The organism is Nocardioides jiangsuensis, from assembly GCF_019679455.1.
In the GTDB taxonomy this organism is placed as follows: Bacteria; Actinomycetota; Actinomycetes; order Propionibacteriales; family Nocardioidaceae; genus Nocardioides_C; species Nocardioides_C jiangsuensis.
In genome coordinates this window covers 986,797-1,006,940 of the sequence record NZ_JAIEZQ010000001.1, presented here as the reverse complement: position 1 = coordinate 1,006,940, position 20,144 = coordinate 986,797, and the positions used below count along the sequence as shown (strand labels likewise).

Here is a 20,144-nt window from a genome sequence, read left to right as displayed (position 1 = left end):
GCACCGGGCACCTGACAGACCGGACGGGAGACGCGATGGGCCACGCGGAGACGACGCGGGACACGGGCAGGACGACGGGGGGCGCCACGGAGGCCTACCGGGCCGCCCGCGACCGGCTGCTGGAGCTGCGCGGCGACCACGAGCGCGCGGTCGCGGAGTTCACCTGGCCCGACGTCGGGCCGCGGTTCAACTGGGCGGTGGACTGGTTCGACGCGATCGCCCGCGGCAACGACCGCCCGGCGCTGGTCCTCGTCGAGGAGGACGGCTCCACCACCTCGGTGACCTTCGACGAGATGGCCCGCCGCTCCGACCGGGTCGCGGCGTGGCTGCGTGCCCAGGGCGTGGCGAAGGGCGACGCGGTCGTCGTCATGCTCGGCAACCAGGTCGAGCTGTGGGAGTCGATGCTCGGCATCATGAAACTGGGCGCGGTGATCATGCCGACCACCACCGCGGTCGGGCCGGCGGACCTCACCGACCGGATCGACCGGGGCGGCGCGCGGCACGTCATCTGCAACCCCGCGGACACCGCGAAGTTCGACGCCGTCCCCGGTGACTACACCCGGGTCGCCGTCGGCGCGGCCCCCGGCTGGCTCGACCTGCACGACGCGCACGGCCTCGGCGACGTCTCCCTCGAGCACCCGGGTACGGCGCCGGAGGACCGGCTGCTGCTCTACTTCACCTCCGGTACGACGTCGCGGCCGAAGCTCGTGGAGCACACCCAGGTGTCCTACCCGGTCGGGCACCTCACCACGATGTACTGGCTCGGGCTGCGGCCCGGGGACGTCCACCTGAACATCTCCTCGCCCGGCTGGGCCAAGCACGCCTGGTCCTGCTTCTTCGCGCCGTGGATCGCGGAGGCCACCGTCTTCCTCTTCAACTACACGCGGTTCGACCCCGTCGCGCTGCTCGACCAGCTGCACACGCACGAGGTCACGTCGTTCTGCGCGCCGCCGACCGTGTGGCGGATGCTGATCAACGCCGACCTGTCCGGCGGACCCGGCAGCCTGCGCGAGGTGATCGGCGCCGGCGAGCCGCTCAACCCGGAGGTGATCGAGCAGGTCCGCCGGCAGTGGGGCCTGACCCTGCGCGACGGGTACGGCCAGACGGAGATGACCGCCGCGGTCGGCAACACCCCCGGCTCGACCGTGAAGCCCGGGTCGATGGGGCGTGCGCTGCCCGGCTGCCCGGTGGTGCTGGTCGACCCGATGACCCGCGAGCCGGTGACCGCACCCGGCGAGGGCGAGATCTGCCTCGACCTGGCGGCCTCGCCGCTGCCGCTGATGACCGGCTACCAGGGCGACGCGCAGCGCAACGAGGACGCGATGACCGGCGGCTACTACCACACCGGCGACGTCGCCTCGGTCGACGAGGAGGGGTACATCACCTACGTCGGGCGGACCGACGACGTGTTCAAGGCCTCCGACTACAAGATCAGCCCGTTCGAGCTCGAGTCGGTGCTGATCGAGCACCCGGCGGTCGCGGAGGCCGCCGTCGTACCCGCGCCCGACCCGGTCCGGCTCGCGGTGCCGAAGGCGTACGTGGTCCTCGCCCCCGGGCACGAGCCGACCAGGGACACCGCGCTCGCGATCCTCCGGCACGCCCGCGAGCACCTGGCGCCGTACCAGCGGGTCCGCCGCCTGGAGTTCGCCGAGCTGCCCAAGACGATCTCGGGGAAGATCCGCCGGGTCGAGCTGCGGGCCCGGGAGAACGAGCGGGCCGCCGGACGCGGCGACGCGGCCGGCGACGCGACCGGGGACGGGTCGCCGGAGTGGCGCGACGACCAGTTCCCGGAGCTGCGCGCCTGAGGAGCGGGACCAGAGACCCTGGCCGGGCCGCGTCGCGGTCACGATGATGGAGGCATGAGAACACCGGAAGGCGCAGTCCTCGTCGGCTACGACGGCTCGGGTGACAGCGAGCTCGCCCTCTCGTGGGGGGACCGGCTCGCCGCCGACCGCGGCCGCCCGCTGCACGTGATGATCTCCGAGGTCGACCCCACCCAGATCCTCGAGATCACCGGGGACTGGCACGTGGAGAAGATGGCCCGCCTCCGCCGCGACGCGGAGGACCGGCTCAAGGGAGCACGTTCGACGCAGACCTCGGTGGAGGTGGTCGAGAAGCCGCCGAGCGAGGCGCTGATCACCTCCTCGCAGCACGCGAGCCTGGTCGTGGTCGGCGCCCGGGGGCACAGCCTGGTCTCGGGTGTGGTCCTCGGCTCGGTCAGCCAGCACGTGGCCCGGCACGCCTTCTGCCCGGTGGTGGTCACCCGCCCGCCGCGCGACCCGGACAGCACCCGCGTCGTCGTCGGCGTGGACGGCTCCGGCGGCAGCAAGCGCGCGCTGGACTTCGCCTTCGACCACGCCAGCCGCAGCGGCGGCCCGCTCACCGTGATCCACGGCTGGCGCAACCTGTCCCGTGGGACCGGCGTCAGCGCCGGCTACCCGCTGGACTCCGACGCCGACGAGGTCAACATGGCGGAGCGGATCGTCTCCGAGTCGCTGGCCGGCTTCGCCGAGCGCTACCCCGACGTCCACGTGACCGAGGAGGCGATCCCGGTCGCCCCGCACCGGGTGCTGGCCGACGCCTCGCAGTCCGCGTCGCTCCTCGTGGTCGGCTCCCGCGGCCTCGGCGCCTTCGCCGGCCTGCTGCTCGGCTCGGTCAGCCAGGCGCTGCTGCACCACGCCGAGTGCCCGGTCGCCGTCGTCCGGTGACCCCGTGAGCGCGCTCCCGGCGACGATGCGCGCCTGGGAGACGCGCGGCGAGGGCACGTTGCACCCCGTCGAGCGTCCGGTGCCGCGCCCCGGCCCGGGCGAGGTGGCCCTGAGGGTGCACGTCTGCGGCGTCTGCCGTACCGACTTGCACGTGCGCGACGGCGACCTGGCCCCGCGCCGCTCCCCGGTCGTCCCCGGCCACGAGGTGGTGGGCACGGTCGTTGGGCTCGGCGCCGGCGTGACCCGGTTCGCCGCCGGAGAACGGGTCGGCGTGGCCTGGCTGCGGCACACGTGCGGCGCCTGCCGCTGGTGCCGCCGCGGCGCGGAGAACCTCTGCCCCGAGTCGCGCTACACCGGCTGGGACGAGGACGGCGGCTACGCGGAGTACGCCGTCGCGCCGGCCGGCTTCGCCTACGCGCTGCCCGAGGCGCTCCCCGACGAGCAGGCCGCCCCGCTGCTGTGCGCCGGGATCATCGGCTACCGCGCGCTGCGCCGGGCGGCGGTCCCGCCCGGGGGCCGGCTCGGGCTCTACGGCTTCGGCGGCAGCGCGCACATCACCGCGCAGGTCGCGATCGCGCAGGGTGCCGAGGTGCACGTGCTCACCCGCGACGCGGCGGCCCGCGCCCTGGCGCTCGAGCTCGGCGCGGTCTCGGCCGGTGAGGCGTACGACGCCCCGCCGGTGCCGCTTGACTCGGCGATCGTCTTCGCCCCGGTCGGGGACCTGGTCCCGCCGGCGCTCGCCGCCCTGGACCGCGGCGGCACGCTGGCGGTGGCCGGGATCCACCTCTCCGCGGTGCCGGAGCTGGACTACCAGCGGCACCTGTTCCGGGAGCGGACGCTGACCAGCGTCACCTCGAATACCCGCGCCGACGGGGAGGAGCTGCTCGCCCTGGCGCCCCGGCTCGGGGTCACCGCGACCGTCACCCCCTACCCGCTCGGCCGTGCCGCGCACGCCCTCGACGACCTCGCCGCCGACCGGGTGCACGGCGCCGCCGTGCTGCACATCGGGGACCTTCGACCCTGACGCGTCCACGACGGACCGTGCGGCAATGAAGCATGAGTACCACCAAGACCTGGCATGTCGACCTCTTCATCGGCGAACGCGACGGACTGACCCACGCCGAGGCGCGGCTGCGCCCCGACGAGACGGTCACGCTGACGGGCACGGGCACCGCCCGGCTGAACCCCACCGACCGCGACGTCCCGGAGATCGGGGACGAGCTGGCGGTGGCCCGGGCGCTCTCCGACCTCGCCCATCGGCTGCTCCACGCGGCCGCGGAGGACATCGAGTCGCTCACCCACGAGCGCGTGCACATCTCCCGCTGACCGGTCGGCTCCCGCAACCCGGTCGGCCCGGCCGGCGACCCTGGTGCCGCCGGCCCTGCCTCCTGTCCTGCCGGCGGACCCGCCGCCTCACCTGCCGCCCGACCGCACGACCGGCCTCGCGCCCACCCTCACGTGGGACCCCGGGCTCGCGCGCCGGCGCCTCCCGCGCCCCCTGAACCACTTGTGCCCGCCGTCGGCGAGGAGCAGCACCACGGCGGTCGAGCCCGCCATCGCCCAGCCGGTCCCCGAGGGCCACGAGCCGCCGAGCAGGTCCGCCACCCACGGCGCCCCGACGAAGACGAGGAGCAGCAGCACCTCGGCGCCGACCGCCGCCAGCACGAGCGGGTTGGACCGGAACGGCAGCCGCCAGGCGGGCACCGAGCTGCTCCGGCACGCGAACGCGTTCGCCATCTGGCCCACCGCGATCGCGGCGAACGCCGTACCCGAGGCCGTGGCCAGCAACGCGGCGCCGGGCGCCTCGCCCCAGGCCCAGCCGCCGAGCACCAGCACCGTGGTGAAGGCGAGCATCGACATCGTCGCCTCGACGGCGCCGAGCACGCCGAACGCGCGTCGCAGCAGGGCGGCGTTGACCAGCGAGCCGACGTGCGCCGGACCGCGCATCACCCGTTTGCTGGGGGGCTCCGCGCCGAGGCCGAGGGCCGGGAGCATGTCGGTGCCGATGTCGAGGGCGAGTACCTGAAGCACGCCGATCGCGAGCGGGAGCTGTCCCCCGGTCAGCGCCCACAGCGCGAACGGGGCGAGCTCGGCGACGTTGTCGGCGAGGTGGTAGGTCAGGAACCGGCGCACGTTGCTGAACGTGGCCCGGCCGAGCTCGACCGCGGCCACGATCGTGGCGAAGTGGTCGTCGAGCAGCACCAGGTCGGCCACCTCGCGGGTGACGTCGCTGCCGCTCGCCCCCATCGCCACCCCGACGTCGGCCTCCCGCAGCGCCGGCGCGTCGTTGACGCCGTCGCCGGTCATCGCCACGACGTGCCCGCGCTCGCGCAGCACCCGGGCGATCCGGAGCTTGTCGGCGGGAGTGACCCGGGCGACCACCGCACCGTCGCCGTTGTCCAGCAGCGCGCCGAGCTCGGCGTCGTCGGCCGGCAGCGACGCCCCGTCGAGCACGATCCCGCCCGGCCGGAGCAGGCCCACCTCGCGGGCGATCGCCGCGGCGGTGGCGGGGTGGTCGCCGGTCACCATGGCCACCCGGATCGCCGCGGTGCGGCAGGAGGCCAGCGAGTCGGCGACGTCGGGCCGGGGCGGGTCCTCGAGGCCGACGAGCGCGAGCAGCTCGAGGTCGGTCTCGGCCGCTTCGGGTCCGTCGTCGGGCTGCCAGGTACGGCGGGCGACGGCGACGACCCGGCGGCCGCGGGAGGCCATCGCGTGCAGGTGGTCCTCTGTTCCACGTGGAACCACGCGGGTCCGCCTCAGCACGGCCTCGGGCGCGCCCAGGACGTGGGAGACCCCGTCCACCACCACGGAGCTGAGCAGCCGGTCGGCGGTGAACGGCTGCCGCAGCTGCACCCGGCCGCGTCCGGGGTCCCAGCCCAGGCTCAGCGCCCAGCAGTGCAGGGCGGCCTCCATCGGGTCGCCCTCGGCGGTCCAGCCGCCCGCGCGGCGGACCACCCGGCCGGTGACGCAGCGTGCGGCGCCGTCCGCCGCCCGGCGCATCAGCTCGACCGCGACCGGGTCGCCGTGGTGCACCGCCTCCGGGGTGTAGCCGAGCGGGTCGAGGGTCACCGTCCCGGCCGGCGTCCACACCTCGACCACGGCCATCCGGTTCTGGGTCAGGGTGCCGGTCTTGTCGGTGCAGATGAAGGTGGTCGCGCCGAGCGTCTCCACCGCGTCGAGCCGCCGGACCAGCGCGTTGCGCCCCGCCATCAGCTGGGCGCCCCGGGCCAGCGACAGCGTGACGGTGGGCAGCAGCCCCTCGGGGACCAGCGCGACGGTGACCCCGACCGCGAAGAGGAACGCGTCCGTCGGGTGCAGGCCCAGGAGCAGTCCGGCGACGCCGAGCCCGACCCCCGTGGCGATCGCGATCACGGCGACCACGCGGACCACGCCGTTCAGCTGGACGGTGAGCGGGCTCGGCGGCCTGGTGGCCTGCTGGGTCAGTGCGGAGATCCCCGCGATGACCGTGCCGGACCCGATCGCGGTGACGACCGCCTCCGCCTCGCCCTGCACCACGAACGTCCCGGCCAGCACGGTCTCCCCGGTCGCGCGGGGGACCGCCGCGCTCTCCCCGGTGACCAGGGACTCGTCGAGCGTGAGGGCGTGGGCGACGGCGAGGCGCGCATCCGCCGCCACCCGGTCGCCGGCGATGAGGACGACCAGGTCGTCGCGGACCAGGTCGGCGGCGTCGACCGTGCACAGCACCCCGTCCCGACGTACCCGCACGCTGGTGGGCAGCATGGCGTCGAGCCGCTCGGCGGACTTGTCGGCGCGGTGCTCCTGCGCGAACGCGAACACCGCGTTCAGCACCACCACCGCGACGATCGCCACCGCCAGCGGCGGGAGCCCCGCGAGCAGCGCCAGGCCCGCCGCCACCCAGAGCAGCACCGCCAGCAGATGCGTGAACTGCCGTGCGAGCTGTCGGAGCGGAGCGGGTCTGGGTGGTCGGGGCAGCCGGTTGGGTCCCTCCGTGGCCGACCGCCGTTCGGCCTCCTCGGTGCTGAGGCCGGCGGCGGTCAGGCTCATCGGAGGGCTCCGCGGCTCACCCCGGCGAACCGGACTCGTGCGGATGCCCGGCGGGCCTGACGGTCGCGTCAGGACCGGGGAACACCAGCGCCTCGTGCCCGGTGTCGGACCAGCGGACGACGAACGGTGGGGTCCCGCCCTCACCGCGGACCTCCAGGATCTCGCCGTCACGCTCGCTGTCGTCGACGTGCGTTCCTCGCACGATGAGCCGGTCGCCTACTGTTGCGTGCACCGCGGTCTCCTCACTCGGAGCGTTGGATCGGGATCTTGACGCTGGAGGCCTCCTCGGTGCCCAGCGGAACGCGGACCAGGAGGACCCCGTTGTCGTACGACGCGGTGATCGCGTCCGTCTTCGCACCCGCCGGCAGCGCCACGGCCCGCTTGAACGCGCCGTAGTGGAACTCCCGGTGGTTCTTGTCCTTGGTCTCCTCGCGACGTTCGCCGGAGATCGTGAGCATGTCGTGCTCGACGGTGACCTCGACATCCTTCTCGGGGTCGATCCCGGGAAGCTCGGCCCGCAGTACGTAGCTGTCGTCCTCGATGTAGTCCTCCACCCGGACGAATGGGGCGAGGCCCACGTTGTGGACGTCGAACGGGGTGTGGAACGGGCTGCTGGACCCGAGCCACTCGAGCATCTCCGCCACCGGACTCGGTGTCCGACGTGCAACCGTGGCCATGGGTTTCTCCTTTCCGGACAGGGCATTCGTCTCAAGGTTGTGCGCGCCCCTCCACCTTCAGGCTCTCTCGGCCGGGAGAAGCGGCACAGGGGCGAAGGTCCCGCCGTCCGAGACAACGGCCCCGGCCGGTTTTCAGGCCCGCCGAAGGTGGGGATGATGGCCGTGTTTGCACCTCTCGGCGCGGGGAACCCCGACGGGAGACCGCCGTACGGACCGAGGACACCAGCACATGAGCGACCCGTCGCCGAGCCAGACGATGTGGGGGTTCCAGCACCACTTCCGCATCTCGCTCGACAGTGCTGCGGACCGGGCGCTGGACCAGATCGGGGCGATCCTCTCGCCCGACGCGTTCCTGGTCGGCTTCCCCTCCGACGGTGTCGACCCCGCGGAGGTGCGGCTCGAGGCGCGCGAGGGGCTGGCCCGGCGGTTCACCGCCGCGGACTTCGCCGAGGTGAGCATCGACGCGAAGCGGCGCTACGAGGAGTCGCCGGTGCACGACCTCCGGTTCCCGTCGGAGGAGATGCACGAGGCGCGGCACGAGTACTTCCGCGACACCGCCCGCGCCGCCGCGGTCGAGGCGGCGATGCAGCAGGCGCCGGCCGGGCAGGGCCGCACGTTCTTCGTCGGGCAGTCGGCGCCGGTGGGGGACTTCGAGGTGCACCCGGTGCTGTCGGTGGACAGCGAGAACATCGACGCGCTGCCCCGGCTCGAGACGTCCTCGATCGACGGCGTCCCGCTCACCGTCTCCCTGGCGCACGGGATCATCAGCGAGCTGCTCCGCACCGCGACCCACGCGCTGCTCGCGGCCAAGCCGCCGCGGACGATCTCCCCGCTCGAGGACGACGTCCCCACCGACGCGATCCGCCGCTCCGCGAACCACCTGGTGTTCTCCACCGCGATGATCGCCGGCGAGACGCTGGCCAAGGGGCTCTTCGACTCGTTCGAGGCGCTCGCCTCCACGGCGTACGAGGGCCGGGCCGGCGCGGGCTCGGTGATCCTCGCCTCCGACGGGCACCCGCACGTCGACGTCGCGGTCCGGCTGCGCGTGCCGATCTCGGTGCGCGAGCGGCTGCAGTTCCGCAAGCTGCTCGAGATCAGCGGCCCGGACCTGAGCCTGCTCGTGGACGGCACCACCATCTACGGACTCGGCGGGGTGTCGCCCGAGTACGACGGGTCGACCGAGGACGTCTTCCGGTTCAGCATCATCGAGCAGGGCATCTGGATGATGTCCCACCACGGCTCACCGCTGCTGCGGGTGGCCAACGGGCACCCCCAGCTGCCCCGTCCCCGGATGTCGCCGTCGCTCTTCGTGGACTCGATGCGCCGGGTGTTCGCGAGCGTCAGCGACGACAACATCCGCTCCATCTGGCGGCTCGCGCAGACCGCGGTCGGCCAGTCCAAGGGCACGATGCTCGTGGTGACCACGGCCGCCGCGCAGGAGGCGAAGCGGCTCGCCCCGCAGGCGCTCGCGATCGAGCCGCAGACCATCGACAGCGCGCTGCTGCGCTCCCTGACCAAGATCGACGGCGCCGTGCTGCTCACCCCGGACGGCACCTGCCACGCGGTGGGGGTGATCCTCGACGGCATCGCCACCGGCGTCGGCGACCCGGGTCGCGGCGCGCGGTACAACTCCGCGGTCCGCTACACGGCGGCGTCCTCCGCGCCGTGCCTGATCGTGATCGTCTCCGAGGACGGGATGATCGACGTCCACCCCGAGCTCGCGCCGCGGGTCCGCCCGGAGGACGTGGAACAGGCGCTGTACGACCTTGAGACGATCGGCGGCGCGGAGGACGTGAACCTGGAGAGCTTCTACGCCGCCCGGGAGCGGCTGCGGGTGTTCGCGTTCTACCTGTCGGAGAGCCAGTGCAACCGTGCGAACCAGGTGGTCGCCCGGGTCGAGCAGCAGCGCTTCCAGCAGACCGGGATGCGCCTCGCCGTGGTCCCATTCGCCCCGGACCCCCGGATGAACGAGTCCTTCTTCTCCGCCTGACCGCCCACCCGGCGGGCGGGGTCAGCCGCGCATGGCGGCGTGCATCTCCCACACGAGGATCTCGGCGCCGTCCCCTGTCGCGGTGACCGCGTTGCCGCCCACGGCGGTGAACCGCACCGCGTCCCCCTCGCCGAGGGCACCGGCCCCCTCGAGCTCGACGCTGCCCTTCGGCACGAACAGGTGCAGGTACGGCGCCTCCGGCAGCGTCACGCTGCGCCCGGGAGCGAGCCGTGCCGCGTAGAGCGCGGCGTACCGGTTCTGGATCCGGATCGCGGCGTTCCCCGCGTGCTTGTCCATCCCCGAGGCGACCGGGACGAGGTCGCCGCGCATGAGCTCGTCGTCGATCTCGAGCTGCTCGTACCCCGGGGTGGTGCCGGACTCGTCGGGGAGCACCCACATCTGCACGAAGTGCACCGGCTCGTCGTGCTCGGCATGGGCGTCGGAGATCCGCCACGCGTCGTTCTTCTCCGAGTGCAGGATCCCGGTCCCCGCGCTCATCCGCTGCGCGAGCCCCGGGTAGATCACCCCGGAGTGGCCGGTGGAGTCCTGGTGCACGAGGCTGCCCCGCATCACCCAGGTCACGATCTCCATGTCGCGGTGCGGGTGGGTGTCGAACCCGGCCCCGGGCCGGACCACGTCGTCGTTGTTCACCAGCAGCAGCCCGTGGCCCACGTTGGCCGGGTCGTAGTGGTGGCCGAACGAGAACGAGTGCTTGGAGTCGAGCCAGTCGACCTTGGTCGTGAAGCGGTCGGCCGCCCGCCGTACGTCGATCCGCGGGGCCGGCGTCTGCAGGGTGCTCATGCCCAGCGTCAACCTCGCGCGCGTCCGGATTGTTCCGGCGGCCCTCCGGGTCGCTGCGGAAAACCTGTCAGGGTGGACGGCATGGCCGACCTCCGCGAGTACCCGCATCTGCCCGACGGCTTCGTGTTCGGAGCCAGCACCGCGTCGTACCAGGTCGAGGGCGCGGTCGACGAGGACGGCCGGGGCCCCAGCGTCTGGGACCGGTTCTGCGCTGAGCCCGGCCGGATCGCCGACGGCAGCAGCGGCGCGGTGGCCTGCGACCACTACCACCGCTACCCCGAGGACGTCGCGCTGATGAAGGGCCTCGGCCTCGACGCCTACCGGTTCTCGATCTCCTGGTCGCGGATCCAGCCGGAGGGCCGCGGCCGCGCCAACGCCGCGGGGCTCGCGTTCTACGACCGGCTGCTCGACGAGCTCCTCGAGAGCGGCATCGCGCCGATGGCCACGCTGTTCCACTGGGACCTGCCCCAGCCGCTCGAGGACGACGGCGGCTGGCTGAACCGGGAGACCGCGGAGCGGTTCGCGGAGTACGCCACGCTCGTCGGCATGCGGTTCGCGGACCGGGTGGCGCACTGGGTCCCGGTCAACGAGCCCAACGTGGTGACCATGCTCGGCTACGGCCTCGGCAGGCACGCCCCCGGCAAGCGGCTGATGTTCGACGCGCTGCCCGCCGCGCACCACCTGCTGCTGGGCCACGGCCGGGCCGTGCAGGCGCTCCGCGCGGTGAACGGGAAGAGCATCGGCACCGCGACCAACCACACCCCCGTGCTCGCGGCGAGCGACAGCGCCGAGGACAAGGAGGCGGCCGCGTCGTACGCCACCTTGTGGAACCGGCTGTTCTCCGACCCGGTCCTGCGCGGCAGCTACCCGGTCGGCTTCGACGCGCTGATGCCCGGCCCGGTCGAGGACGACCTGCGCACGATCGGCACCCCGGTCGACTTCTACGGCGTGAACTACTACAACCCGACCCGGGTCGCCGGCCCCTCCACGCCCGCGCCGCCGGAGGCGCCCGAACGGCTCGACGGGCTGCCGTTCGTGGTGCTCCCGGTCGAGGGGTACCCGCGCACCGACTTCGGCTGGCCGGTGGTTCCCGGCGGCCTGCGGGACCTGCTGGTGATGATGGAGCACGAGTACGACGGGCTGCTGCCGCCGGTCTTCGTGACCGAGAACGGCTGCGCGTACGACGACGCGCCCGACGCCGCGGGCCGGGTCGACGACCGGCGGCGGATCGAGTACCTCGACGGCCACCTGCGGGCGGTGGGCGAGGCGATCGCGGCCGGGGTGGACGTCCGCGGCTACTTCACCTGGTCGCTGCTGGACAACTTCGAGTGGGCCGAGGGGTACACCAAGCGCTTCGGGCTGGTGCACGTGGACTTCGAGACCCAGCGCCGTACGCCCAAGGACTCCTACGCGTGGTTCGCCCGGATGGTCGCGGAGAACCGGACGTCCCCGGAGGGGTGACCCCGGGCGGACCGCTCCGTCCGCATGAGTCTTGGGCCGCTGGGCAGAATCGGAGGTACCCGGTCCGCCTCCCGCGGCCCGGCTCCCAGACCGAGACCAGAACGAGGTGGACATGGCCCTCACCGTGCTCGTCACCGGCGCGTCCGGTTTCGTCGGCTCGCACCTCGCACGCGCCCTCGAGGAGGAGGGCCACGACGTCCGGGCGATGACCCGCCGGCCGGAGAGGTACGACGGCGCGGGCACCCCGGTCCGGGCCGACGTGTCCGACCCGGACAGCCTGGTGGAGGCGATGCGGGGTGTCGACGCGGCCTACTACCTGGTGCACTCGCTCGACTCCGCCGACTTCGTGGAGAAGGACGCCGAGGCCGCGCGGGCCTTCAGCGCCGCCGCCGCGGAGGCCGGGGTGCGCCAGATCGTCTACCTGGGCGGGCTCGGCGACGAGACCGAGGACCTCTCCCCGCACCTGCGCTCGCGCCGTCAGGTCGAGGGCCTGCTCGGCTCGGACGGCGTCCCGGTCACCGTGCTCCGCGCGGCGATCGTGGTCGGCCACGGCGGCATCTCGTGGGAGATCACCCGCCAGCTGGTGAAGAACCTCCCGGCGATGGTGGCGCCGCAGTGGGTCGCCACCCGCACCCAGCCGATCGCCCTCCAGGACGTGGTCCGCTACCTGGTCGGCGTGCTGGACAACCCGGACGCGCTGGGCCGGGTGTTCGAGATCGGCGGGCCCGAGGTGCTCAGCTACCGCGACATGCTGCGCCGGGCCTCGAAGATCCAGCAGGGCCGCGACGTGCCCATCGTGGTGGTGCCGGTCCTCACCCCGGAGCTCTCGTCGCGGTGGCTGTCGTTCGTGACCGACGTGGACACCGCCACCGGGCGCAACCTGATCGAGTCGATGGACAACGAGGTCGTGGTCAAGGACGACACGATCCGCGAGGTCGTGCCGTTCGAGCCGATGGGGTACGACGACATGGTCCGGGTGGCGCTGTCGGACCGGCTCCGCGCGGGCGAGGCGGTGTGAGCTGGTTCGGCCGGCTGGTGCACAGCTCGCTGGTCCTGCCGGTCGAGCGTGACCACTGGGAGCCCGACCACGCGTTCCGGCGTCGCCGGATCGTCGCCGGGGTCACCCTCGCCGTCGGTGCGACGCTGCTCGGCCTGTCGCTGGCGGTGCGCCCGGGCGACCCGGTGTTCTACGCGCTCACCGTCGGGCTGGCGGCGACCTGGGTCGTCGGCGCCTTCCTCTCCGGGCCGCTGCACGCGGGCTGGATCCAGGGCCCGTCCCGGCTGCACCGCCCGGTCGTCCAGCCGATCGCGCTGGGCCTGGTCGCGGTCGCGGTGTTCACCGTCGGCGCGCTGCTGGTCGCGCAGGTGCCGCTGCTGAGCGCCAGCGTGGACACGGTCCTCGACCACGCCCGCTACGGCTCGCTGCCGCTGATCGCGCTGATCACGCTGGTCAACGGGCTGGCCGAGGAGCTCTTCTTCCGCGGCGCGCTCTACGCCGCGGTCGGGGTACGCCGGCCGGTGCTGGTGACCACGGTGGTCTACACGCTGACCACCGTCGCCACCGGCAACGTGATGCTCGTCTTCGCCGCGCTGCTGCTCGGCCTGCTCGTCGGGGCCCAGCGCCGGGTCAGCGGCGGCGTGCTCGCGCCGATGCTCACCCACGTCACCTGGTCGCTCGGCATGCTGCTGATCCTGCCGCCGCTGATGTCCGCGCTGGCCTGAGCCCGCCGGCCGCGGCCGCCGGGTCGTGAGTCCCGGAGGCCCGCCGGCCGGCGCACCGGTCAGTCGCGGAGCAGGGTGACGTCGAACGTGCCCTTGTTGTCCCGGTGGTCCAGGTCGAGCACGGCCAGCCGGACCGGCCCGTTCTTGGTGGCGGTGAACCAGGTCGTGTAGCTGTGCACGTCCTCCGAGCAGGTCTCGAAGCGACCCAGGGCGCGCCAGCGGACCTCCTGCCCGTCGACCCACAGCTCGAGCGGGTCCTGGGCCAGGGTGTTCTCCGGGTCGCGTGGCAGCCAGCCGGCCGCCGTGCGCACGCAGGTCGCGTCGGCGTCGTACCCGTTGGAGCGCTGCGTGCCGCGGACGGTGACCTGCACCCGCTCGCCCCGGCGCAGCTTCATCGTGGAGACCGTGCCCTCGGGGCGGTCGGTGCCGACCTGGAACCAGTCGTGTCCCTGGCTCCACTCGGGCCGGCGCTTGCGCACCCGCTCCGAGGGGGCCGCGGTGGGCTCGGCGAGCGCGGTCAGCCGCTGCACGCGCACGGTGAGCGCGCCGGAGTTGCCGCTGCGGCCGAGCGGGTCCCACAGGGCCAGGCGCAGCCGGCCGTCGGCGTCGGCGGTGTACGTCGCCGCGTGGGTGCGGCTCGCGCAGGTGTCCCCGGGCGACGCGGGGGCGCCGGAGAACGGCACGCCGTCGACGTACAGGTTGCCGTGGTCCTCTCCGGGCACGCGCAGGTCCATCGAGGCCGAGGGGTACCAGGCGCCGCGCGTCCACAGGCACTGCCCGTCGGTGCGCACGCCGCCGCCGAGGTCGGCGACCCCGGAGACGGTCAGCCGGTACTCCGCCCCGGGCTCGGTCGCCTTGCTGGTCCACACGCCGTCGGCGTCGGCGGGCACGGTGACGGTCTCGGCGACCAGGCCGTACCCGCGGGGCGCGGTCGGGGTCGCGGCGGGCGCCGGGACCAGCGACGGGTACGACGGGAGGGCGCGGGACACGTCCGTGCCGCGGCGGGAGACCACCACGACCAGCGACCCCGACGCCTCGCGGCGCTGGTTGACCACGCGCAGGCGCAGCGGCTTGGACGCCGTCGCGGTGAACGCGGCGGTGTAGGCGTGGCCGCGGGTCCTGCAGGCGCTGCCGAAGACCCGCTTGCCGTTGACGCTCAGGTCCAGCGAGCCCGTGCTCTTCCGGGCTCGGCCCGGGGTGGCCGACCACTGCGCGGACCGCCGGGCCCAGGCGCAGACGGGGTCGGCGACCTCGTCCGGGGCGCCGTAGCTGTAGAGACCGGCGGCGGTCAGCTTGTACGACGCGCCCTCGCGCAGGTTGAACGAGGTGACCGTGGTGGTCCCGTCCGCGGGGACCACGACGCGCGCGTAGGGGCGCCGCCGGAGGTCCAGGACGTTGTCGTCGCTCTTCGGCTCGGGCTTCGGCGCGGGCTTGGGCTTGGGGGCCGGCTCCGGGTCGGGCTTGGCGGCCGGCTTGGGCTTGGGCTTCGGCTTCGGTGCGGGCTTGGGCGCCGGCTTCGGCTTCGGGGCCGGCTTCGGGGTGGCGACCGGCGTCGTGGTCTCGCCCTTCCGGCGGTCGTACCAGCTCGTCCGGGCCCGGGCGCCCGCCCAGGTCAGCGAGATGTGCATGTGGTCGCGGTGCCGCAGGGTGACCCCGCAGCCCTTCACCGTCGCGCAGGCGCTGTGCAGGTAGGACCGCTTGGCGTAGTGCGAGGAGGCCGACCAGATGTGGTCGTTCCAGATCACGTACATGACGCCCATCCGCCGGGCGAGGGCCGCCTTGTTGCCGAACCCGTCGGTCGCGAGGAGCCGGTTGAGGAAGTGCGTGGCGTACCGGCGGTCGCGCCCCTTCTCCGCGCTGAGCCGCCAGTCGAACGCGCGGCCCTCCTTGTGCTCGGAGGTGCCCGACGCGGTGCACGAGCGGGCGATCCCGGAGGATCCCGAGCCGGGGTACCGCTTCACCAGGTACTCCGCGAGGATCACCGTCCCCCGCTTGGGGGTGGGGCTGCAGGTGCTCTGCGGGACGTACTGCGGGTAGTCCTCGATCGGGATGCCCGACGCGGGCGTCGAGGAGACGAGGCTGAGCGCCACGAGGGCGGCGAGCAGCGTGAGGAGTCTCGGCAGCGGGCGGGCGGGCGGCAGGTGCATGACGGGTCCAGGTGCGGGGTCTGGGTGCGGGTCCGGGGCGGGGCTCTCGTGCGTCGGCGGACGGTCGGACAGGACGGGCACCTGCACCCATAAGGGTCAAAAAAGGTAAAACCGTCAGCGGGAGCATAGGTCCGCTTTGGGCGTGTTGTTCGGGCTTTCGGCACATTCGGTGCCATCGTGGAAGGTTGCGCCCGGCTCGGGGCCCGTGTGACCTGTGGGGCGGGAGGGGTGTCGGCCCGGTCGGAGCCGCCGGTCGGAACCGTCGGCCGGAGCCCCCGTGGGAGGGGGCGCGGCGACCGCGTCAGGCGGCGGTCGTGCCGAAGGGGAAGGTCTCGAGCACCCGGCTCGCGCCGGGCTCCCACCAGTACAGGACCGCCTCGCGGGCGTAGGCCCGGATCGGCAGGCGCCGCGCGAGGTGGTGGCGCAGCGCGTCCGGGTCCTCGTCGTCGGGCAGCGGCACGCTCAGGTGCGGGACCACGTCGTCGAAGGCGCCCTCGTAGGGCGGGTACTCCGGGAACCGGCGGGCGAGCTCGAGGGTGAGCTGGTGGAACGGCGCCGCGGGCTCGGGGGTCAGGTACGTCGCCCCGTCGGGGAACTGCGAGACCCCGGTGAGCTCGAAGCCGAAGGGGACCACGTCGCCGAAGAACGTGTGCAGCTCGGAGAGCACGCCGTCGTCGAGGGCGGCGAGGTCGGCGAACGGCCCGAGCAGGGTCACGTGGGCGACGACCACCTCCTCGCCCTCGGGCCCGGCCGGGAGGTGGGCGGGGGACCGGCGGGCGAGCCGGGGGCGCACCACGTCCTCGGCCTCGGGCACCGGGATCATCAGCAGCGAGTGCGCCATCGTCGAGCCGCCCTCACTCCTGCACGGTGCGGTCGAGGTGCTCCGCGACGGCGGCGTTGAAGCGGTCGGGCCGGGCGATGTTCGCGATGTGCGCGGCGCCGTCGATGACCACCTGGTCGGCACCGGCGATCCCCTCGACCAGCGGACGCGCGGCCTCCGGCGGGGTCACCGGGTCCTGCGCGGCGAGGATCAGGCGGGTCGGGGTGCTCACCTCGCCGAGACGGTCGGAGAGGTCGTACGCCGCGAGCGCGTCGCAGCACGCGGCGTACCCCTGGGGCGCGGTGTCGCCGAGCATCCGCAGGACGTCGTCGGCCTCGCGCGGGTGCTCGCGGAGGAACTCGGGGGTGAACCACCGCTCGCGGGTGGCGTCGACCAGCCAGCGCATCCCCTCGTCGCGGACGCGGGCGCCGCGGTCGAGCCAGGTGAACGGGTCGCCGAACTTCGCGGCGGTGCAGCACAGCACCAGCGAGGTGAGCCGGTCGCCGTGCTCGACGGCCAGGGTGAGCCCGATCGCCCCGCCCAGGGAGAGGCCGACGTAGGCGAACCGCCGGATCTCGAGCTCGTCGGCGAGGGCCACCACGTCGGCGGCGAGGGCCCGCATCGTGTACGGCCCGGGCGGGACCGGCGAGGAGCCGTGGCCGCGGGTGTCGAAGCGGACCACGTGGTAGCGGTGCGCGAGGTGGTCCGCGAGGGAGTCCCACATGGACAGCGTGGTGCCCAGCGAGGCGCCGAGGAAGACGGCGGGCGCATCGGGGTCGCCGGACGTGTAGTGGTTGAGTGCAACGGTTTCTGGACTCACCGGGACAACGTAGCCACTGCGGACGCCGCTGGCGAGGGTCGTCGCCGGCCCGGGGCGTCGGGGAGCGGCGTGGCTAGGATCCCGGCATGGGCGCCGGACACGACCACGGGCACGTCGGCGGGCACGCCGCCGGGCGGGCCGAGGACCGTGGCCGGCTGAAGCTGGTGCTCGCCGTGACCGTGCTGGTGGTCGCGGTCGAGCTGGTCGGCGCCTGGCTCAGCGGCTCGCTCGCGCTGCTCGCCGACGCGGGGCACATGGTCACCGACGGCGCGGCGGTCGCGCTGGCCCTCTCCGCGTCGTACGTCGCCGCGCTGCCGCCCACGTCGCGCCGCACGTTCGGCCTGCACCGCGCCGAGATCCTGGCCGCGCTGGTGAACGCGGTGGTGCTGCTGGTGGTGTGCACCTACCTGGCCTGGTCGGGGGTACGGCGGCTGCTGGACCCGGTCGAGGTGGACGGCGGGCTCATGCTCGGGTTCGCCGCGGTCGGACTCGTCGCCAACGGTGCCTCGCTGGCGGTGCTGGCCCGGCGCCGGGAGTCCTCGCTCAACATGCGGGCCGCCTACCTGGAGGTGCTCAGCGACCTGCTCACCTCGGTGGCCGTCGTGGTCGCCGCAGTGGTGGTCCTGGCCACCGGGTTCACCCGGGCGGACCCGATCGTGTCGCTGCTGATCGCGGCGCTGATACTGCCCCGGTCCTTCACCCTGCTGCGGGAGGCGGTCGACGTCCTGCTCGAGGCGGCGCCCCGGCACGTGGACCTCACCGCCGTCCGGGAGCACCTGCGGGAGGTCCCTGGCGTGGTGGACGTGCACGACCTGCACGCGTGGACGATCACCAGCGGGATGCCGTCGCTGTCGGTGCACGTGACGGTCACCGACGCGGTGCTCGCCCAACGCGGCGTGGGATCGCTGCTCGACGAGTTCAGCGACTGCGTCGCGGGACACTTCGAGGTCGCGCACACGACGTTCCAGATCGAGCCGGAGTCACACCGGGAGCACGAGGACCTCGGCGAGGTCACGCACGACTAGCTCTGCCGCTCAGAAGACCAGGAACGCCCCGACCGCGGTGGGCAGCAGGCCCAGGGCCAGCCAGGGGCTGAGCGGCTTCCGGCCGTGGATGAGCAGCGCCACCACCACGGAGATGACGCCGAAGGCGCCCGCGATCACCAGCAGGCCGATCCGGGCGTCGAGGCGGTCCTCGTCGACGTACATCGCGGCCAGCACCAGCCCCGCGGCGAGGTGACCGATGGTGGTCACCGCCAGCGTCGACATCACCCACTTCTGCACCCGCGAGAGGCTCATCGAGTCCGCCCGCTGCTGGCGCGGAGCCCCCGGGGTCATCAGGTGCTTGCGGGGACGGGGGCTGCTCGCGGACATGGGCCAAGCCTGACACGGCGCCCCGAGGCAGAGCGCTCCGGCCACCACGCGCCGGTCGTGACCTCCACGACGCAAAGCACGAGCCCCGACTTGCAGGAGGTCTTCGAACGGCGCGAGGTCGCGGCTAGGGGACCGACTGCTCCACGACCGGGGCCGTGTCATGCTTGGAAGCACTGAGCTGCCATGCGGCAGGCCATGTTCCGCGATCGGTAGATATAGGTTCCTCGACAGCCGCCCGTTCCGTCAGACGCGGCGGAGTCTGGAGCTGGCTGTCCGTCGAGCGTCATCGGGTCCGATCCTCGCCCGCTTACGGCACCAGCACGAGCTTGCCCTTCGACGCCGAGATGTCGAGGAGCTCGTGCGCACGACGAGCCTCGGACAGAGGTATGCGCTCCGCCACGACCGGGTGGATCCTGCGCTCGCGGAGCAGCTTGAGCAGCGCCTGGAAGTCCTCCGCGAACCAACCCTGATGACCGATCCGCAGCTTCTGTACCCGGTATCCCATGACCTTCCTGCGAGGCGAAAGGGTGCCCCAAAGAACAGTGAGCACGGTCGCCGGCCACCACTCAAGCCATCCTTGCCAGCTCTTGTGCCCGTGGCTCATCGTGTTGTAGTTGCCCATGGTGATGAGCCGGCCGCCGGGATCTCCTTTGACTGGGTCCCCGAGTCGCAGCCCGCGGAAGGAGCGCAGCGCCACCTGGCCACCGATGCCGTCCAGCACGACATCGACGCCTTCACCGCCGGTCAGCTCCCGCACCCGAGCCAGGAAGTCCTCTCTCTTGTAGTCGATCGCCACCGCCCCGAGCCGCTCGACTGCGGCCTTGTCTTCGCCCGCGCAGGTGCCGAAGAGTCGAAGCCCGGCCACGGCTCCCAGCTCGAGGGCCGCAGTTCCCACCCTGCCGGCAGCGCCGTGCACGAGCACCGTCTCGCCGCTGCTGACTCGCGCCGTCCGGTGCAGCATCTGGTAGGCGGTCATGTACGGGAAGATCAGGCTCACTACTTCGGCCGGGTCGAGATCGTCGGGGACCTCGACCGCGTACTTCTCCGGCACGCAGACCAGCTCGGCGTTGGCGCCCCACACGGTCAGAGCGCCGACTCGATCTCCCTCCTTGAGCCTCGCGCAGCCCGGACCGAGCTCGTCGACGATGCCGACCAGCTCGTAGCCGGGCGTGAACGGCGGCTTAGGACCTCCCAAGTACGCCCCGGCGCGTAAGAGCGCGTCGGTGAACGACACGCCCGCAACCAGAACCCGGACGCGAACCTCACCCGGACCCGGTCGGGGATCCTCCTCGTCCACCACCCTCAAGACCTCTGGCCCGCCGTAGTGCTCCACGACCACACGCTTCATGGCCTTCTCCAACCAACAGGCAACAGATGTCTGCGCCGCCCATCCGATCCAGCGGCTTCGTGCCCACCCACTCGCCTCTCGCTTCGATGGCGTTCTGGGGCGGTGCCGCGGCGTTTACCGTTCCACTCCAGCGCCGATTGGCCCTGGCCGCTAGGGACGATGGTCCTGCCTGACTGGCGTTCTATGGCGTAAAGCAGCGCGGTCGCGTCTTCGGCCGTTCGTGCGTCATTGTGGGCTACTAGAAGATTCCG

Annotated in this window: 18 protein-coding genes; 9 read left to right on the top strand and 9 right to left on the bottom strand. The window is 73.2% G+C overall.

The genetic code is table 11. The features are described 5' to 3' along the window. Positions 1 to 35: 35 nt before the first annotated feature. The 4 genes from K1X13_RS04660 to K1X13_RS04645 are packed head-to-tail and all read left to right on the top strand — an operon-like array spanning position 36 to position 4,034. Positions 36 to 1,805 carry an AMP-binding protein gene (locus K1X13_RS04660; RefSeq protein ID WP_221023825.1) on the top strand — a complete coding sequence of 590 codons (1,770 nt, stop codon included), beginning with the start codon at positions 36 to 38 and terminating at the stop codon, positions 1,803 to 1,805. Between the two features lie 54 nt (positions 1,806 to 1,859). Then, positions 1,860 to 2,708 carry a universal stress protein gene (locus K1X13_RS04655; protein ID WP_221023824.1) on the top strand — a complete coding sequence of 283 codons (849 nt, stop codon included), beginning with the start codon at positions 1,860 to 1,862 and terminating at the stop codon, positions 2,706 to 2,708. Positions 2,709 to 2,712: 4 nt separating this feature from the next. Further along, entirely contained in the window at positions 2,713 to 3,732 is a 1,020-nt protein-coding gene (locus K1X13_RS04650) for a zinc-dependent alcohol dehydrogenase family protein (protein WP_308249396.1), read from the top strand. A gap of 32 nt (positions 3,733 to 3,764) precedes the next feature. Then, on the top strand, positions 3,765 to 4,034 hold the full coding sequence (locus K1X13_RS04645) for a DUF1876 domain-containing protein (protein WP_221023823.1): 270 nt from the start codon (positions 3,765 to 3,767) through the stop codon (positions 4,032 to 4,034). 87 nt (positions 4,035 to 4,121) lie between these two features. Here the strand turns inward: K1X13_RS04645 and K1X13_RS04640 are convergent, their stop codons facing one another. From K1X13_RS04640 to K1X13_RS04630, 3 genes are read right to left on the bottom strand one after another with little or no spacing between them, the layout of a single operon-like run. After that, positions 4,122 to 6,734, bottom strand: a complete 2,613-nt coding sequence (locus tag K1X13_RS04640) for a cation-translocating P-type ATPase (RefSeq protein WP_221023822.1) — start codon at positions 6,732 to 6,734, stop codon at positions 4,122 to 4,124. Between the two features lie 16 nt (positions 6,735 to 6,750). After that, a complete protein-coding gene (locus tag K1X13_RS04635) occupies positions 6,751 to 6,966 on the bottom strand; it encodes a DUF1918 domain-containing protein (protein WP_221023821.1) in 216 nt (71 codons plus the stop codon). Between the two features lie 10 nt (positions 6,967 to 6,976). Further along, positions 6,977 to 7,411, bottom strand: coding sequence for an Hsp20/alpha crystallin family protein (locus K1X13_RS04630; protein ID WP_221023820.1), 435 nt, complete (start codon positions 7,409 to 7,411; stop codon positions 6,977 to 6,979). A gap of 229 nt (positions 7,412 to 7,640) precedes the next feature. Between K1X13_RS04630 and K1X13_RS04625 the strand changes: the two genes are divergently transcribed. Then, positions 7,641 to 9,401 (top strand): diadenylate cyclase, encoded by a 1,761-nt coding sequence (locus K1X13_RS04625; RefSeq protein ID WP_221023819.1) that lies wholly within the window; start codon positions 7,641 to 7,643, stop codon positions 9,399 to 9,401. Between the two features lie 21 nt (positions 9,402 to 9,422). Here the strand turns inward: K1X13_RS04625 and K1X13_RS04620 are convergent, their stop codons facing one another. Continuing rightward, complete coding sequence (locus tag K1X13_RS04620; RefSeq protein WP_221023818.1) at positions 9,423 to 10,202, bottom strand: pirin family protein; 780 nt, start codon at positions 10,200 to 10,202, stop codon at positions 9,423 to 9,425. Between the two features lie 81 nt (positions 10,203 to 10,283). On the opposite strand from K1X13_RS04620, the gene K1X13_RS04615 reads away from it, so the two are divergent. From K1X13_RS04615 to K1X13_RS04605, 3 genes are all read left to right on the top strand, one after another. Further along, a complete protein-coding gene (locus K1X13_RS04615) occupies positions 10,284 to 11,663 on the top strand; it encodes a GH1 family beta-glucosidase (RefSeq protein ID WP_221023817.1) in 1,380 nt (459 codons plus the stop codon). A 112-nt stretch (positions 11,664 to 11,775) separates the two neighbouring features. Then, entirely contained in the window at positions 11,776 to 12,681 is a 906-nt protein-coding gene (locus K1X13_RS04610) for an NAD(P)H-binding protein (protein WP_221023816.1), read from the top strand. Continuing rightward, positions 12,678 to 13,385 (top strand): CPBP family glutamic-type intramembrane protease, encoded by a 708-nt coding sequence (locus K1X13_RS04605; protein WP_308249395.1) that lies wholly within the window; start codon positions 12,678 to 12,680, stop codon positions 13,383 to 13,385. The genes K1X13_RS04610 and K1X13_RS04605 overlap by 4 nt, the downstream gene beginning before the upstream one ends. 59 nt (positions 13,386 to 13,444) lie before the next feature. Here K1X13_RS04605 and K1X13_RS04600 read toward each other — a convergent pair whose 3' ends face one another. The 3 genes from K1X13_RS04600 to pcaD all read right to left on the bottom strand — a co-directional run bounded on the left by K1X13_RS04600 (position 13,445) and on the right by pcaD (position 17,172). Then, on the bottom strand, positions 13,445 to 15,532 hold the full coding sequence (locus K1X13_RS04600) for a VldE C-terminal domain-containing protein (RefSeq protein WP_221023815.1): 2,088 nt from the start codon (positions 15,530 to 15,532) through the stop codon (positions 13,445 to 13,447). 301 nt (positions 15,533 to 15,833) lie between these two features. Continuing rightward, positions 15,834 to 16,373, bottom strand: coding sequence for a 2'-5' RNA ligase family protein (locus K1X13_RS04595; RefSeq protein ID WP_221023814.1), 540 nt, complete (start codon positions 16,371 to 16,373; stop codon positions 15,834 to 15,836). A gap of 13 nt (positions 16,374 to 16,386) precedes the next feature. After that, positions 16,387 to 17,172, bottom strand: coding sequence for a 3-oxoadipate enol-lactonase (gene pcaD, locus K1X13_RS04590; protein WP_221023813.1), 786 nt, complete (start codon positions 17,170 to 17,172; stop codon positions 16,387 to 16,389). 86 nt (positions 17,173 to 17,258) lie between these two features. Here pcaD and K1X13_RS04585 point away from each other — a divergent pair, with 86 nt between their 5' ends. Next, on the top strand, positions 17,259 to 18,197 hold the full coding sequence (locus K1X13_RS04585; RefSeq protein WP_221023812.1) for a cation diffusion facilitator family transporter: 939 nt from the start codon (positions 17,259 to 17,261) through the stop codon (positions 18,195 to 18,197). A 9-nt stretch (positions 18,198 to 18,206) separates the two neighbouring features. Here the strand turns inward: K1X13_RS04585 and K1X13_RS04580 are convergent, their stop codons facing one another. Then, positions 18,207 to 18,545 carry a hypothetical protein gene (locus K1X13_RS04580; RefSeq protein WP_221023811.1) on the bottom strand — a complete coding sequence of 113 codons (339 nt, stop codon included), beginning with the start codon at positions 18,543 to 18,545 and terminating at the stop codon, positions 18,207 to 18,209. A 307-nt stretch (positions 18,546 to 18,852) separates the two neighbouring features. Then, positions 18,853 to 19,893 carry a medium chain dehydrogenase/reductase family protein gene (locus K1X13_RS04575; protein ID WP_221023810.1) on the bottom strand — a complete coding sequence of 347 codons (1,041 nt, stop codon included), beginning with the start codon at positions 19,891 to 19,893 and terminating at the stop codon, positions 18,853 to 18,855. Positions 19,894 to 20,144 lie beyond the last annotated feature (251 nt).

What these genes read in the sequence shown, in the direction of transcription:
- K1X13_RS04615 (WP_221023817.1), top strand. Translation starts at nt 10,284, where the DNA reads ATGGCCGACCTCCGCGAGTACCCGCATCTGCCCGACGGCTTCGTGTTC.
- K1X13_RS04585 (WP_221023812.1), top strand. Translation starts at nt 17,259, where the DNA reads ATGGGCGCCGGACACGACCACGGGCACGTCGGCGGGCACGCCGCCGGG.
- K1X13_RS04580 (WP_221023811.1), bottom strand. Translation starts at nt 18,545, where the DNA reads ATGTCCGCGAGCAGCCCCCGTCCCCGCAAGCACCTGATGACCCCGGGG.
- K1X13_RS04610 (WP_221023816.1), top strand. Translation starts at nt 11,776, where the DNA reads ATGGCCCTCACCGTGCTCGTCACCGGCGCGTCCGGTTTCGTCGGCTCG.
- K1X13_RS04600 (WP_221023815.1), bottom strand. Translation starts at nt 15,532, where the DNA reads ATGCACCTGCCGCCCGCCCGCCCGCTGCCGAGACTCCTCACGCTGCTC.
- K1X13_RS04625 (WP_221023819.1), top strand. Translation starts at nt 7,641, where the DNA reads ATGAGCGACCCGTCGCCGAGCCAGACGATGTGGGGGTTCCAGCACCAC.
- K1X13_RS04645 (WP_221023823.1), top strand. Translation starts at nt 3,765, where the DNA reads ATGAGTACCACCAAGACCTGGCATGTCGACCTCTTCATCGGCGAACGC.
- K1X13_RS04595 (WP_221023814.1), bottom strand. Translation starts at nt 16,373, where the DNA reads ATGGCGCACTCGCTGCTGATGATCCCGGTGCCCGAGGCCGAGGACGTG.
- K1X13_RS04630 (WP_221023820.1), bottom strand. Translation starts at nt 7,411, where the DNA reads ATGGCCACGGTTGCACGTCGGACACCGAGTCCGGTGGCGGAGATGCTC.
- K1X13_RS04660 (WP_221023825.1), top strand. Translation starts at nt 36, where the DNA reads ATGGGCCACGCGGAGACGACGCGGGACACGGGCAGGACGACGGGGGGC.
- K1X13_RS04640 (WP_221023822.1), bottom strand. Translation starts at nt 6,734, where the DNA reads ATGAGCCTGACCGCCGCCGGCCTCAGCACCGAGGAGGCCGAACGGCGG.
- K1X13_RS04620 (WP_221023818.1), bottom strand. Translation starts at nt 10,202, where the DNA reads ATGAGCACCCTGCAGACGCCGGCCCCGCGGATCGACGTACGGCGGGCG.
- K1X13_RS04575 (WP_221023810.1), bottom strand. Translation starts at nt 19,893, where the DNA reads ATGAAGCGTGTGGTCGTGGAGCACTACGGCGGGCCAGAGGTCTTGAGG.
- K1X13_RS04655 (WP_221023824.1), top strand. Translation starts at nt 1,860, where the DNA reads ATGAGAACACCGGAAGGCGCAGTCCTCGTCGGCTACGACGGCTCGGGT.